The sequence below is a fragment of the Ectopseudomonas guguanensis genome (genome assembly GCF_900104265.1).
Lineage (GTDB): Bacteria > Pseudomonadota > Gammaproteobacteria > Pseudomonadales > Pseudomonadaceae > Aquipseudomonas > Aquipseudomonas guguanensis.
Window position 1 is genome coordinate 1 of the sequence record NZ_FNJJ01000020.1, and the last position, 13,881, is coordinate 13,881.

Here is a 13,881-nt window from a genome sequence, read left to right on the forward strand (position 1 = left end):
GCCAGCGGTGATCAGACCTTGTTTGGTGCCTTCGAGGGACAGATACGCGGGTGTTGGCATGAGTGCTCTCCTTGCCTGGGTCATGGATCGTGATCGATCCGGGAGCCAGACCTATAGCGAGCGGCGTGCCAGGTATTAAAATTTCAACAAGATCAATAAGTTGAAGTGACCATCAAATCACTCGTGGTCATATTGAGCGGTGTCGCACAGATTGTTGCGCAAAAAGTTGCGCAGTGCTGTGCAAGTTTTTGCGCAGTGTCATGCAGGCCTTTGAGTGCTTGGCCTGTAGCGATATATCCACAGGCTTATCCACATTTTGCTGTGCAAGAAGTTGCCAGAACGCTCACTCGGCCCAGTGCCGGCCGTGGCGCTCCAGCAGGTGCTGCAGCTGCTCCGGGCCGTCACTGCCGGCCGGGTAGGGGCGCGGGCTCTGGTAGTGCTGGTGCCAGCCCTGCAGGATGGGGTCGACCCACTGCCAGGCGGCCTCCACTTCGTCGCGGCGCATGAACAGCGTCGAGTCGCCTTCGATCACGTCCAGCAGCAGCCGCTCGTAGGCGTCCCAGCGGCGTTGCTGGTGGAAGGCAGCGGCGAGGTTGAGGTCCAGCTCGACGGGTTTGAGGTGCATGCCCTTGCCGGGATTCTTGGCCATCAACTGCAGGCTGATGCGCTCCTCGGGCTGCAGGCGGATCAGCAGCTGGTTGGCCTCGCCCTCATGGAACAGGCGGTGCGGCACCGGCTTGAACTGGATGAGGATCTCCGAGGTCTTCTTCGCCAGGCGCTTGCCGGTGCGCAGGTAGAACGGCACGCCGGCCCAGCGCCAGTTGTCGATCTCCACCTGCACCGCGACGAAGGTTTCGGTGTCGCTGTCGTTGTCGACGTTCTTCTCGAAATAGTAGGCCGGCACATCGTGGCCGCCGATCTTGCCGGCGGTGTACTGGCCGCGCACGGTCTTGTCCTGCACGTCGAGGCCGCTGATCGGCTTGAGCGCTTCGAGGATCTTCACCTTCTCGTTGCGCACCGCTTCGGCGTCGAAGCGCACCGGCGCTTCCATGGCCACCAGGCAGAGCAACTGCAGCAGGTGGTTCTGGATCATGTCGCGCATGGCGCCGGCCTTGTCGTAGTAGGCGCCGCGGTTTTCAACGCCGAGGGTCTCGCACACGCTGATCTGCACGTGGTCGATGTGCCCGGCGCGCCATACCGGCTCGAACAGGGCGTTGGCGAAGCGCAGCGCCATCAGGTTCTGTACGGTTTCCTTGCCCAGGTAATGGTCGATACGGAATACCCGCGCCTCGTCGAACACCGCACCGATGGCGGCATTGATTGCCCGCGCCGACTCCAGCGAGTGGCCGATGGGCTTTTCCAGCACGATGCGCGCCGCCGGGCCGGCCAGGCCGGCATTGGCCAGGTGGGCGGCGATGTCTTCGAACAGGCTCGGCGCGGTGGCCAGGTAATAGACCCGCACGCGTTGCTCGTCACGCCCCAGGCGCTTGGCCAGACGGCCGAAGTCGGCGCTTTGTGCGGCATCCATGGCGAGGTAGTCGAGGCGTGCGGCGAAGCTGGCCCAGGTGTCGGTGGAGAAGTCGGCGCGCGCCACCTGTGCGCGGCAGTGACGCTCGGCCAGCGCCTGGTAGGACTCGCGGCTGTGGTTGCTGCGAGCCAGGGCGAGGATGCGCATGTCGGCATGCAGGCGACCTTCGCGGTGCAGGTGATAAAGCGCCGGCAGCAACTTGTGCAGGGCCAGATCGCCCGTGCCACCGAAGACCAGCATGTCGCAGGGAATACTCAAGGGAACACTCCGACTCGTTTTGGCGGACCGTTACACATCGGGCACTGTTCGACCAGTGCCCGACCTTCGTTCGGCGATTTTTCGCACAGCCCTTCGGGCCGTGGCAAAACCGCTGCAAAGAATGCCTGTATTCTGCGGCGCGTCTGCGCTCTCTGAAATATTCGTTCAGCTAATTGGCAGCCGCCCGGCTGTGCGTGGGCGCGAGCTATGTAGTATAACTACAAGGTCACTACAACCGCCGCCCACCGATCATAACCGAGCCATGATCGGCCAAGTGCCGCGGTAGACCCTTTTCCGCATAGAGCCTATCTCAGTGAACCTGTTGCAACACATCGCCCAGTCGCGCCACCTGCTGCGCAAGTCCGAGCTCAAGGTGGCCGATCATGTCCTGCTCGATCCCGCATCGGTGATGCACAGCTCCATGGCCGAGCTGGCGCACAGCGTCGGTATCAGCGAGCCGACCATCGTGCGCTTCTGCCGCGCCATCGGTTGCAGTGGTTTCCAGGACCTCAAGCTGAAGCTGGCGCAGAGCCTGGCCGCCGGTGCCAGCTTCGGCCAGTTCGCCATTCACGAGGACGACTCGGTCGCCGACTTCAGCCTGAAGATCTTCGACACCACCCTGCATACCCTGATGGAGGTGCGCGAGAAGCTCGACCCCGAGGCGTTGCAGCGCGCCATCGCCGCCTGCTCCAAGGCCCAGCGCGTGGAGTTCTACGGTTTCGGTGCATCCGGTGCCGTGGCCGCCGATGCCCAGCACAAGTTCTTCCGCCTGCTGCTCAATGCTGCGGCCTATTCCGACCCGCACATGCAGGCGATGAGCGCGGTGACCCTGCAGCCGGGCGATGTGGCGGTGTGCATCTCGCAGTCCGGGCGCTCCAAGGACCTTTTGATCACCGCCAACCTGGTGCGTGAGTCCGGTGCCAACCTGATTACCCTGTGCCCGAGCCAGACCCCCCTGGCCGAGCTGGCCACGGTCAACCTGGCCATCGACGTGCAGGAAGACACCGAGATCTACACTCCGCTGACCTCGCGCATCGCCCACCTGGTGGTGATCGACGTGCTGGCCATGGGCGTGGCCATGGCGCGCGGGCCGAGCCTGGTCAACCACCTCAAGAGCGTCAAGCGCAGCCTGCGTAGCCTGCGCCTGTCGCCCAAGTCGCTGCGCAATAGTGAGGATTGAGTGCAGGCGGTTTCACCGCCTGTTCATCTTCTCGCCGTCAAAGCGTCATCTCCCAGGACGAAGCTGGGTTCTCCAGTCCTCGTTCCGGGAGAACCGAGATGCCTCGTATCTTCGATGACGCGCAACTGCACGACCAACCTGACGCCAAGACCCGGCGCAAACTGCAAGACCAACGCCGCATGGCCTACCGCCGGGCCATCGAGCACTACGCCGAGCAGTGCCAGCTGCAACGCGAACTGGCCGATTTCCCCGAGCTGGTGTCTGCCGGCTACTTGCAGCACGCCGAGCGCTCCTCGCGCCGCGCCGCCTGACTCTCTCTCACCGCCCTGCCTGGGCAGGGCGGTGGGCTTGCCCGATTCTACGAACTTATTGCCCGGTTCTGCCGATCTCGGCGGCAGGCGGCGACATCCAGTTTTACGCCCACTACAGTGATGATCCGGCACCCTCTGTACGGGGCTGACCGTGACTGCCGGCACGCCATGCCGGAACCATCAGACACCATCAGAACAAGGTGGGCAGACCATGATTACCCTGAATCTCAACGGCCAGGACCATGAACTGGACGTGGCGGGCGATATGCCGCTGCTCTGGGTCCTGCGTGACGTGGCCAACCTCACCGGCACCAAGTACGGCTGTGGCATGGCGCTGTGCGGCGCCTGTACGGTGAACGTCGACGGCCAGCCGACCCGTTCCTGCATCACCCCGGTATCGGCTGTGGCCGGCAAGCGCATCACCACCATCGAGGCGGTCGGCGAGGACGCCGTGGGCAAGGTGGTCCAGGAGGCCTGGCGCCAGCTCGACGTGGTGCAGTGCGGCTACTGCCAGTCCGGGCAGATCATGGCCGCCACGGCGCTGCTCAGCGGCAACAAGGCGCCGAGCGACGCCGATATCGACGCGGCCATGAGCGGCAACATCTGCCGCTGCGCCACCTATGTGCGGATTCGCGCCGCCATTCACGACGCTGCCGGCAAGCTGGCCTGAGGAGGCGCATGAACATGGGCAAGATCGAAACCCCCGATGGTGTCACTCGCGGCATCCTCAACGTCAGCCGCCGCAGCCTGCTCAAGGGCGTCGGCGGCCTGGCCCTGGGCATCTTCTTCGCGCCGCTGCTGCGCGGCATGGATGCACTGGCGGCAGGTGGCCCACTGGAGCCGAACGCCTTCGTGCGCATCGACCTCGACGGCACGGTGACCGTGCTGGCCAAACACCTGGAGATGGGCCAGGGCAGCTACACCGGCCTGGCCACGCTGCTGGCCGAAGAGCTGGATGCCGACTGGGACCAGGTGCGCGTCGAAGGCGCGCCGGCCGACGTCAAGCGCTACAACAACCTCGCCTTCGGGCCGATGCAGGGCACCGGCGGCAGCACCGCCATGGCCAACTCCTGGGAGCAGATGCGTAACGCCGGCGCCACCGCCAAGGCCATGCTGGTGGCCGCGGCAGCGCAGCGCTGGGGTGTGCCGGCCAGCGAGATCAGCGTCAGCCAGGGCGTGGTCAGCCATGCCGCCTCCGGCCGCAGCGCCGGTTTCGGTGAGCTGGTCGAGGCCGCTGCGCAACTGCCGGTACCGGAGCAGGTGCAGCTCAAGGATCCCAAGGACTTCAAGCTGATCGGCAAGCGCGACCTGCGGCGCAAGGACAGTGCGGACAAGACCGACGGCAGCGCCCTGTTCACCCAGGATTACAAGCTGCCGGGCATGCTGGTGGCCATGGTCGCCTACCCGCCGCGTTTTGGCGGCGTGCCGCGCAAGGTGGACAGCAGCAAGGCCAAGGCGGTGCGCGACGTGGTCGAGGTGGTGGAGTTTCGCGACCTGCCGCATGGCCGCGCGGGCGTCGCCGTGCTGGCGAACAACACCTGGGCCGCGCGCCAGGGCCGTGACGCGCTGGTGATCGAGTGGGACGAGAGCCAGGCCTTCACCCTCGGCAGCGAGGAGATGTTCGCCCAGTACCGCGACAGCGCTGGTCAGCCGGGCCTGCCCGCCACGAGCAAGGGCGATGCCGAGGCGGCACTGGCGCAGGCGGCGAAAACCGTCGAGGCCGAGTACGAATTCCCCTACCTGGCCCATGCGGCGATGGAGCCGATGAACTGCCTGGTCAAGCTGTCCAGTGACCGCTGTGAAATCTGGAACGGCGAGCAGTTCCAGACCGTCGACCAGGCCATCATCGGTGGCTACCTGGGCCTGGCGCCTGAGCAGGTGTCGCTGACCCAGCTTTACGCCGGCGGCAGCTTCGGCCGTCGCGCCAGCTCGGTGTCCGACTACCTGCTGGAGGCGGTGGCCATCGCCAAGGCCGCGCGCGACAAGGGCGTCGATGCGCCGGTGAAGATGGTCTGGACGCGCGAGGACGATACCCGTGGCGGTTACTTCCGGCCGGCGTATCTGCATCGCGTGCGCATCGGCCTGGACCAGGCCGGCAAGCTGCAGGCCTGGCACAACCGCATCGTCGGCCAGTCGATCATCGCCGGCACCTCGATGGAGCCGTTTCTGGTCAAGGAGGGCATCGACCACACCTCGGTCGAGGGCATCTCCAACCTGTCCTATGCGGTGCCCAACCTGCAGGTGGAACTGAGCACGCCGACCAATATCAAGGTGCCGGTGCTCTGGTGGCGCTCGGTAGGCCATACCCACACCGGCTATGTGGCCGAAACCATGATCGACGAGGCTGCCGTGGCCGCGGGCCAGGACCCTTACGCTTTCCGTCATGCGCTGCTGGAAAGCCATCCGCGCCACCGCGCTGCGCTGGAGCTGGCTGCCAAGGAGGCTGGCTGGGACAAGCCGCTGGCTGCCGGCGCCGAGGGTGAGAAGCGCGGGCGTGGTATTGCCGTGCACGAGTCGTTCGGCTCGTTCGTGGCGCAGGTCGCCGAGGTCACGGTGAAGGCCGATGGCAGCTACCGTCTGGATCGTGTGGTGTGCGCCGTGGACTGTGGCATCGCCATCAACCCGGATGTGATCCGCGCGCAGATGGAAGGCGGCATCGGCTTCGCCCTGGCGGCTGCCAGGCACAGTGCGATCACCCTGAAGGAAGGGCGGGTCGAGCAATCGAACTTCCATGACTTTCAGGTGCTGCGCATGAACGAGATGCCCAGGGTCGAGGTGCATATCGTGCCGTCCGCGGCGAACCCGACCGGCGTCGGTGAGCCTGGCGTGCCGCCGCTGGCACCGGCGCTGGCCAATGCGCTGTTCGCCGCCACCGGCGTGCGCCTGCGCAAGTTGCCGTTCCCGGCGCAGATCAAGGTCTGACGCCTGATAGTGGAAACAGGAACGCCCGGGATGATCCCGGGCGTTCCTGTTTATGGCGGCTATTTTCCCGGATTGCATCTGGGTTACGGTGGTAACGCGAATCAAGCGGGGCCCGCCTTTTGCTCCTGCAGGTGGATCAGACTCAGCTCGTGGGGGGCGGCGCTCCGCGTCGGCCCGGCAGCCATGGTGGGCTGAAGCCCACCCTACCAGGCTGAGTCCGGCGGTTGAGTGGATGCAATTGAACTGCAGGCCGTAGGGTGGGCTTTAGCCCACCAATTGTGGTCGGCGTGGACTAAAGGGATCACCGCCCGGCCCACCCTTCAGGTCTGTAGCCCGGATGCAATCCGGGGCTTTTATCAGGAGGCGGTACGTCTACTCTCGGGCTCGATCTCGCTGCAATCCTGCGCCGTTGGCGTGTGGATCGCCGCCTGGCGGTGCTTGAGCATGCCGCCTGTGCGCTGGTTTATCGCTGCGGTCATCTCGGCGAGGATCGCCGTGGCCACGCTTTCCGGCGTATCGCCGCCGATATCCAGGCCGATGGGGTAGTGCAGGCGCCCCAGTGCCGGCAAGTGCGGGCTGTGCTGGCGGATCTCGTCCAGTAGTCGCTCGGTACGATCGCGTGGCCCCAACTGGCCGATATAGGCGGGCGAGCCCTGCAGCACGCTGCCAAGCCAGTGGCGATCCTGGCTGTAGCTGTGGGTCATGATCGCCACCATCGCGCCATCGGTGAGTGTGTGCAGGTCATAGGGCGGTCGCGCATCGACCTGAAGCACGGCGTCGGCGTCGGGAAAGCGTTCGGCGCGGGCGAAATGGGCGCGGCCGTCGATCACGGTGACGTGCCAGTCCAGCAGTTTGGCCATATGCGTCAGCGGCTGGGCATCATGCCCGGCGCCGAAGATCACCAGACGTCGCTGCGGCGCCAGGTATTCGCAGAACACCTCGATCTCGCCGCGCTCATCACGGTAGCTGCGCAGCGAGGAGTGGCCGTCGCTCAGGGTGCGCTGCAGATCGGCGCGCACCTCGGCGTCGAGTGCCGCATCGAGCAGGCGGCCACCGTCACCGAGCGAGGGATGCAGGGACAGGCGATCACCGACGCGCACGCGGGCGTTGCGATAGCTGCCGATCACCGTGGCCACCGCGCCGGCCTGGCCGCTTTCGCGCACCTGGCGCAGCAACTCGAGCACCGCCAGTGGCCTATCCGCGCTGTGGCGTTCGAGCAGCACGTGCACGGTGCCGTTGCAGCCGAGGCCGAAGGTGAGTGCAGCGTCCTGGTCGTCATCGTCGTCCTGGGTGGCGGTGCTGTAGCGGCGAATCACCGGCTCGCCACTGTCGGTCAGCCACCAGGCCTTTTTCGCCACTTCCGATTCCAGGCAGCCGCCGCTGATGGTGCCCACGGTGGCGCCGTAGAGTGGAATCAGCATACGCGCGCCGGGGCGGCGGTAGGCCGAGCCTTCGACCTTGACCACGGTGGCTAGCACGGCCTGGCCATTGTCGCGTTCCAGCGCGCGAAGGGCCTCGAGCAGGGCGCTGATTCCCGACAGCATAGGTTTCTCCCAGGCAGGTTTTGTGACGATCCCAGAATGCAATTTCCCTTATCTCGGTGAGCAAGGGTTAGGCCGATCCTGCGAGATTATTGCCCGATCCTGCGCTGGCGGCCTGAAAGCGCTCGGCCAGTTTGACGATGTGCGCGCGCTCGGTACGAATGAAGTCGACGAAGGCCTGCGCCACCGGCGACAGGCGCCGGCCGCGGATATTCACCACACACCAGCTGCGCTGCAGCGGCAGTTCGGCCACCGGCAGCTCGCGCAGCAGGCCGTGCTGCAGTTCCAGGCGCACGGCGTGGCGTGGCAGCAGGGCGATGCCGAGGCCGGCCAGCACCGCTTCGCGCTGCGATTCCAGCGAGCCGATCTCCAGCGTATGGGGGAAGTGCGCGCGTTTCTGGTGGCAGTACTCCTCGCAGGCACGACGCGTGCCCGAGCCGCTTTCGCGAATCAGCAGGGGGTAGGCGGTGAGATCCTGCAGGTGCAGGTCGCCGGCTTCGCACAACGGATGATCCGGCGGCGCGACGGCCACGATGGGGTTGTCGAGAAAGGGCATGAAGTCCAGCGCCATGTCCTGCGGCACCTGGCTCATGATCATCAGATCGTCGCGGCTGAGGGTCAGGCGGCGCACCACCAGGGCGTGGTTGACCACCGTGAGGTTGAGGCTGACTTCCGGGTAATGACGGCGAAAATCGGCGAAAAGGTGGGGTACGAAATACTTGGCGCTGGATTCGACGCACAGGTTGAGCTGCCCCTGCAGCGAGCCCTGCAGGTCCGACAGCTGCATGTCCAGGCTTTCCAGGCGACCGAAGATATCGCTGCTGGCGCGGCGCAGCGCCTCGGCGGCTTCGGTCAGGTAGAGCTTCTTGCCGACGTACTCGAACAGCGGCTGGCCGACCAGCTCCTCCAGTTGGCGAATCTGCAGGCTCACGGCCGGCTGGGTCAGCGCCATTTCGTCAGCCGCGCGGCTGTAGGAGCCGTGCTCGCACACCGCTCGGAACACCTGAAGCTGGCGCAAGGTCATGCGCAGCAGGGTTTTACGCATGTTTTCGTCCTCGTTCGATCAATGCATAAGTAATTACTTATGCACGATCAAATAATTATTCATTTTGGTTAATTCGTATAGCCGGATAGGGTTTCACCACGTTTTGCAACCAAGTGTTGCAGCGAACCTTGCAGCGCTGTGCTGAGGATTGGATCGTGATAAGAAAAATACTGATCGCCAACCGTGGTGAGATTGCTGTCCGCATCGTGCGGGCCTGTGCCGAAATGGGCATCCGCTCGGTGGCCATCTATTCCGAAGCCGACCGCCATGCGTTGCACGTCAAGCGTGCCGACGAGGCGCATAGCATTGGCGAAGACCCGCTGGCCGGCTACCTGAACCCGCGCAAGCTGGTCAATCTGGCGGTGGAAACCGGCTGCGATGCGCTGCACCCCGGCTACGGTTTCCTTTCCGAGAACGCCGAACTGGCAGAGATCTGCGCCGAACGCGGGATCAAGTTCATAGGCCCGAGCGCCGAAGTCATCCGCCGCATGGGCGACAAGACCGAAGCCCGCCGCAGCATGATGGCCGCCGGCGTGCCCTGCACCCCCGGCACCGAAGGCAACGTCGCCGACCTGGCCGAGGCCCTGCGTGAAGCCGAGCGCATCGGTTACCCGGTGATGCTCAAGGCCACCTCCGGTGGTGGCGGCCGCGGCATTCGTCGCTGCAACAGCCGCGAGGAGCTGGAGCAGGCCTATCCGCGCGTCATCTCCGAAGCGACCAAGGCTTTCGGCAGCGCGGAAGTCTTCTTGGAAAAATGCATCGTCAATCCGAAGCACATAGAGGCCCAGATCCTCGCCGACAGCTTCGGCAACACCGTTCACCTGTACGAGCGTGACTGCTCGATCCAGCGCCGCAACCAGAAGCTGATCGAGATCGCCCCCAGCCCGCAGCTGACCCCCGAGCAGCGCGCCTATATCGGCGACCTGGCCGTGCGCGCGGCGCAGGCCGTGGGCTACGAGAACGCCGGTACCGTGGAGTTCCTGCTCGCCGGCGGCGAGGTGTACTTCATGGAGATGAACACCCGGGTGCAGGTGGAGCACACCATCACCGAGGAAATCACTGGCATCGACATCGTCCGCGAGCAGATTCGCATCGCCAGCGGCCTGCCGCTGTCGGTCAAGCAGGAAGACATCATCCACCGTGGTTATGCCCTGCAGTTCCGCATCAACGCCGAGGACCCGAAGAACAACTTTCTGCCCTCGTTCGGCAAGATCACCCGTTACTACGCGCCCGGCGGCCCTGGCGTGCGCACCGACACGGCGATCTACACCGGCTACACCATTCCGCCCTATTACGACTCGATGTGCCTGAAGCTGATCGTCTGGGCGCTGACCTGGGAAGAGGCGATGGACCGCGGCCTGCGCGCGCTGGACGACATGCGCGTGCAGGGCGTGCGCACCACCGCACCCTATTACCAGGAAATCCTGCGCAATCCGGAATTTCGTAGCGGCCAGTTCAATACCAGCTTCGTCGAAAGCCACCCGGAACTGACCCAGTACTCGATCAAGCGCAACCCGTCGCACCTGGCCATCGCCATCGCCACCGCCATCGCTGCCCACGCGGGACTATAAAGCGGCTGCGGGCTACAGGCCCCAAGCTACAGGCAAGCGCCAAGGTGCCTTGCCTGCAGCCTGAAGCCTGAGGCCTGTAGCTCTGAAGGAGAATCTGATGAGCAAGAAGATCACCGTTACCGATACCGTCCTGCGCGATGCCCACCAGTCGCTGCTGGCCACCCGCATGCGCACCGAGGACATGCTGCCGATCTGCGACAAGCTCGACCGCGTCGGCTACTGGTCGCTGGAAGTCTGGGGTGGCGCCACCTTCGATGCCTGCGTGCGCTTTCTCAAGGAAGACCCCTGGGAGCGCCTGCGCCAGCTCAAGGCCGCGCTGCCCAACACCCGCCTGCAGATGCTCCTGCGCGGGCAGAACCTGCTCGGCTACCGCCACTACAGCGATGACGTGGTGCGCGCCTTCGTCGCCAAGGCCGCGGTCAACGGCATCGACGTGTTCCGCATCTTCGACGCGATGAACGACGTGCGTAACCTGCGCGTGGCCATCGAGGCGGTCAAGGCCGCCGGCAAGCATGCTCAGGGCACCATCGCCTACACCACCAGCCCGGTGCACACCATCGACGCCTTCGTCGAGCAGGCCAAGGCCATGCAGGCGATGGGCATCGACTCCATCGCCATCAAGGACATGGCCGGTTTGCTCACGCCCTATGCCACCTTCGCGCTGGTCAAGGCGCTGAAGAGCGCGATCGATCTGCCGGTGTTCATCCACAGCCATGACACCGCCGGTCTCGGCTCGATGTGCCAGCTCAAGGCCATCGAAGCCGGTGCAGACCATATCGACACCGCCATTTCCAGCCTGGCCTGGGGTACCAGCCACCCCGGCACCGAGTCGATGGTCGCCGCGCTCAAGGGCAGCGAATACGACACCGGCCTGGACCTGGAACTGATTCAGGAAATCGGCATGTACTTCCATGCCGTGCGCAAGAAGTACCACCAGTTCGAGAGCGAGTTCACCGGCGTGGATACCCGCGTGCAGGTCAACCAGGTGCCGGGCGGGATGATTTCCAACCTGGCCAACCAGCTCAAGGAGCAGGGCGCGCTGAACCGCATGAACGAAGTGCTGGAGGAGATTCCGCGCGTGCGTGCCGACCTCGGCTTCCCGCCGCTGGTGACGCCGACCTCGCAGATCGTCGGCACCCAGGCGTTCTTCAACGTGCTCGCTGGCGAGCGCTACAAGACCATCACCAACGAGGTGAAGCTGTATCTGCAGGGCCGCTACGGCAAGGCGCCGGGCAAGGTCGACGAGCAACTGCGCAAGCAGGCCATCGGCAGCGAGGAAGTGATCGACGTGCGCCCGGCCGACCTGCTCAAGCCCGAGCTGGCGCGCCTGCGTGAAGAGATCGGCAGCCTGGCCAAGTCCGAAGAGGACGTGCTGACTTTTGCCATGTTCCCCGACATCGGGCGCAAGTTCCTCGAGGAGCGCGCCGCCGGCACCCTCAAGCCGGAAGCACTGCTGCCCATGCCCAACGGCCAGGGCAAGGCGGCGCCGGTCGGTGGCGAAGGCGTGCCAACCGAGTTCGTGGTCGACGTGCATGGCGAAAGCTACCGCGTGGACATCACCGGCGTGGGCGTCAAGGGCGACGGCAAGCGCCACTTCTACCTGTCCATCGACGGCATGCCGGAAGAAGTGGTGTTCGAGCCGCTCAACGAATTCGTCGCAGGCAGCGGTGGCAAGCGCAAGCAGGCCGGGGCACCGGGCGACGTGTCCACCACCATGCCGGGCAACATCGTCGATGTGCTGGTCAAGCAAGGTGATGTGGTCAAGGCCGGCCAGGCCGTGCTGATCACCGAAGCGATGAAGATGGAGACCGAAGTGCAGGCGCCGATTGCCGGCACCGTCAAGGCCGTTCACGTGGCCAAGGGCGACCGCGTCAATCCGGGCGAAGTGCTGGTGGAAATCGAAGGTTAACCTCTACGGAGCCCGGCCTGTTGGATGGGCAAGTTTGACGGGGCGTAACCCGGGCTCCTTTTTTTATTCCGCGCTAAGGCGCACTTATGTCCCGGGGGCCGCAAGGCTCCCTTTTTTTGAGTGGCCGCCAGGTGGCCAGGCCGGGCATGCCGGCTAAGCTTTCCGGTCATGCCCCGATGCCTCGCCAGTGGCGAGGCAAGGCAGGGTGATCAGCACCGCCCCGCCGGGGCATGGCCTTTTCCTTTGCGTGCATGTGGCCGTCCGGGTAGGGTGCGCCCTGTGCACCGAGATGGGTGGTGAATAGGGTAGCGGGTGCGCGCAACGCACCCCGAGATGTTGGGGGAGGAGCTGAGGTGGGTCTGGATCCGGTGGTGCTGTTCTTCGTCTTCGGCCTGGTCGCCGGCTTGCTCAGGAGTGAGCTGAAGCTGCCGGCGGCATTGTACGAGACGCTGTCGATCATCCTTCTTCTGGCCATCGGCCTGCATGGTGGCGTGGAGCTGGCCGAGCAGGCCAGCCTGCAGCTGCTCGGCCAATCGGCCCTGGTGCTGGCGCTCGGCGTGCTGCTGCCGATCCTGGCGTTCGTCCTGTTGCGCGGGCTGCGCTTCGACCGCATCAATGCGGCTGCGGTGGCGGCGCACTACGGCTCGGTCAGTGCCGGTACCTTCGCCGTGGTGGTCGCCTACCTGGTGGCGCGCGAGGTGGCCTTCGAGAGCTACATGCCCTTGTTCGTGGCCATTCTGGAGATTCCGGCGATCCTGGTGGGCATTGTCCTGGCCAAGGGCATTACCCGCGACACCCACTGGGGCGAGCTGGGCCGCGAAATCTTTCTCGGCAAGAGCATCATGCTGCTGCTCGGCGGCCTGGTGATCGGCGCCATCGCCGGCAAGGAGGCGATCAAGCCGCTGGAGCCGCTGTACACCAGCATGTTCAAGCCGGTGCTGGCGTTCTTCCTGCTGGAGATGGGACTGATCGCGTCCGGTCAGCTCGGTGCGCTGAAGCAGTTCGGCCTGCGCCTGGCCGGCTTCGCCCTGCTGATGCCGCTGCTCGGTGCGCTGATCGGCGCCTTGCTGGCGCGCTTCATGGGCCTGAGCCTGGGCGGTACGGCGATGCTCGCCACCCTGGCGGCCTCGGCTTCCTATATCGCGGTGCCGGCGGCCATGCGCCTGGCCCTGCCCGAGGCCAATCCGTCGCTGTCGCTCACGGCCTCGCTGGGCATCACCTTTCCATTCAATATCCTGATCGGTATTCCGCTGTACCTGGCGCTGGCCGAACGACTGATCGCCTGGGGGTTCTGAGATGAACGCACATAGCCGCACCCTGCTCACCGTGATCTGCGAGGCGGCGCTGGAGAAGCGCCTGCTGGCCGATCTGGAAACGCTCGGCGCACCCGGCTGGACCATATCCGATGCCCGTGGCCGCGGGCACCGCGGCGTGCGCAGCGCCGGCTGGGACACCGAGGGCAACATCCGCCTGGAAATCATCTGCAACCGCGAGCTGGCCGAGCGCATCGCCGAGCATCTGCAGGTGCGCTACTACGACCACTTCGCCATGGTCTGCTACCTGGCGCAGGTGGAAGTGCTGCGTGGGGAGAGGTTCTGAGCGGCGGCTCGTAGGGT

At 65.2% G+C, this 13,881-nt stretch carries 11 protein-coding genes; 8 read left to right on the forward strand and 3 right to left on the reverse strand.

Going from position 1 to position 13,881, the window contains the following annotated elements:
• Nucleotides 1–343: 343 nt before the first annotated feature.
• Nucleotides 344–1,768: a glucose-6-phosphate dehydrogenase gene (zwf, locus tag BLS61_RS22480; protein ID WP_244157999.1), complete on the reverse strand. Its 1,425-nt coding sequence runs from the start codon at nucleotides 1,766–1,768 to the stop codon at nucleotides 344–346.
• 331 nt (nucleotides 1,769–2,099) lie between these two features.
• Here zwf and hexR point away from each other — a divergent pair, with 331 nt between their 5' ends.
• The 4 genes from hexR (at nucleotide 2,100) to BLS61_RS22500 (ending at nucleotide 6,199) form a co-directional block, all read left to right on the forward strand.
• Nucleotides 2,100–2,966, forward strand: a complete 867-nt coding sequence (hexR, locus tag BLS61_RS22485; RefSeq protein WP_090435027.1) for a transcriptional regulator HexR — start codon at nucleotides 2,100–2,102, stop codon at nucleotides 2,964–2,966.
• 98 nt (nucleotides 2,967–3,064) lie between these two features.
• Nucleotides 3,065–3,277, forward strand: a complete 213-nt coding sequence (locus BLS61_RS22490; RefSeq protein WP_090435030.1) for a PA3496 family putative envelope integrity protein — start codon at nucleotides 3,065–3,067, stop codon at nucleotides 3,275–3,277.
• Nucleotides 3,278–3,488: 211 nt separating this feature from the next.
• Nucleotides 3,489–3,947: a (2Fe-2S)-binding protein gene (locus BLS61_RS22495; protein ID WP_090435032.1), complete on the forward strand. Its 459-nt coding sequence runs from the start codon at nucleotides 3,489–3,491 to the stop codon at nucleotides 3,945–3,947.
• Between the two features lie 14 nt (nucleotides 3,948–3,961).
• Nucleotides 3,962–6,199, forward strand: coding sequence for a xanthine dehydrogenase family protein molybdopterin-binding subunit (locus BLS61_RS22500; RefSeq protein WP_090435159.1), 2,238 nt, complete (start codon nucleotides 3,962–3,964; stop codon nucleotides 6,197–6,199).
• A gap of 356 nt (nucleotides 6,200–6,555) precedes the next feature.
• Here BLS61_RS22500 and BLS61_RS22505 read toward each other — a convergent pair whose 3' ends face one another.
• Both BLS61_RS22505 and BLS61_RS22510 read right to left on the reverse strand, forming a co-directional pair.
• Nucleotides 6,556–7,743 carry an XdhC family protein gene (locus BLS61_RS22505; protein ID WP_090435035.1) on the reverse strand — a complete coding sequence of 396 codons (1,188 nt, stop codon included), beginning with the start codon at nucleotides 7,741–7,743 and terminating at the stop codon, nucleotides 6,556–6,558.
• A 67-nt stretch (nucleotides 7,744–7,810) separates the two neighbouring features.
• Nucleotides 7,811–8,785: a LysR family transcriptional regulator gene (locus BLS61_RS22510; RefSeq protein WP_090435038.1), complete on the reverse strand. Its 975-nt coding sequence runs from the start codon at nucleotides 8,783–8,785 to the stop codon at nucleotides 7,811–7,813.
• A 155-nt stretch (nucleotides 8,786–8,940) separates the two neighbouring features.
• Between BLS61_RS22510 and BLS61_RS22515 the strand changes: the two genes are divergently transcribed.
• From BLS61_RS22515 to BLS61_RS22530, 4 genes are all read left to right on the forward strand, one after another.
• The gene (locus BLS61_RS22515) at nucleotides 8,941–10,356 is read left to right on the forward strand and encodes an acetyl-CoA carboxylase biotin carboxylase subunit (RefSeq protein ID WP_090435041.1); all 1,416 of its coding nucleotides are present in this window, start codon (nucleotides 8,941–8,943) and stop codon (nucleotides 10,354–10,356) included.
• 97 nt (nucleotides 10,357–10,453) lie between these two features.
• A complete protein-coding gene (gene oadA, locus BLS61_RS22520) occupies nucleotides 10,454–12,265 on the forward strand; it encodes a sodium-extruding oxaloacetate decarboxylase subunit alpha (protein ID WP_090435044.1) in 1,812 nt (603 codons plus the stop codon).
• Between the two features lie 353 nt (nucleotides 12,266–12,618).
• The gene (locus BLS61_RS22525) at nucleotides 12,619–13,560 is read left to right on the forward strand and encodes a sodium-dependent bicarbonate transport family permease (protein ID WP_090435047.1); all 942 of its coding nucleotides are present in this window, start codon (nucleotides 12,619–12,621) and stop codon (nucleotides 13,558–13,560) included.
• Between the two features lies 1 nt (nucleotide 13,561).
• A complete protein-coding gene (locus BLS61_RS22530; protein WP_090435049.1) occupies nucleotides 13,562–13,864 on the forward strand; it encodes a P-II family nitrogen regulator in 303 nt (100 codons plus the stop codon).
• The last annotated feature ends 17 nt before the right edge of the window (nucleotides 13,865–13,881 follow it).

What these genes read in the sequence shown, in the direction of transcription:
- zwf (WP_244157999.1), bottom strand. Translation starts at nt 1,768, where the DNA reads ATGCTGGTCTTCGGTGGCACGGGCGATCTGGCCCTGCACAAGTTGCTG.
- BLS61_RS22490 (WP_090435030.1), top strand. Translation starts at nt 3,065, where the DNA reads ATGCCTCGTATCTTCGATGACGCGCAACTGCACGACCAACCTGACGCC.
- BLS61_RS22495 (WP_090435032.1), top strand. Translation starts at nt 3,489, where the DNA reads ATGATTACCCTGAATCTCAACGGCCAGGACCATGAACTGGACGTGGCG.
- BLS61_RS22500 (WP_090435159.1), top strand. Translation starts at nt 3,962, where the DNA reads ATGGGCAAGATCGAAACCCCCGATGGTGTCACTCGCGGCATCCTCAAC.
- BLS61_RS22505 (WP_090435035.1), bottom strand. Translation starts at nt 7,743, where the DNA reads ATGCTGTCGGGAATCAGCGCCCTGCTCGAGGCCCTTCGCGCGCTGGAA.
- BLS61_RS22510 (WP_090435038.1), bottom strand. Translation starts at nt 8,785, where the DNA reads ATGCGTAAAACCCTGCTGCGCATGACCTTGCGCCAGCTTCAGGTGTTC.
- oadA (WP_090435044.1), top strand. Translation starts at nt 10,454, where the DNA reads ATGAGCAAGAAGATCACCGTTACCGATACCGTCCTGCGCGATGCCCAC.
- BLS61_RS22530 (WP_090435049.1), top strand. Translation starts at nt 13,562, where the DNA reads ATGAACGCACATAGCCGCACCCTGCTCACCGTGATCTGCGAGGCGGCG.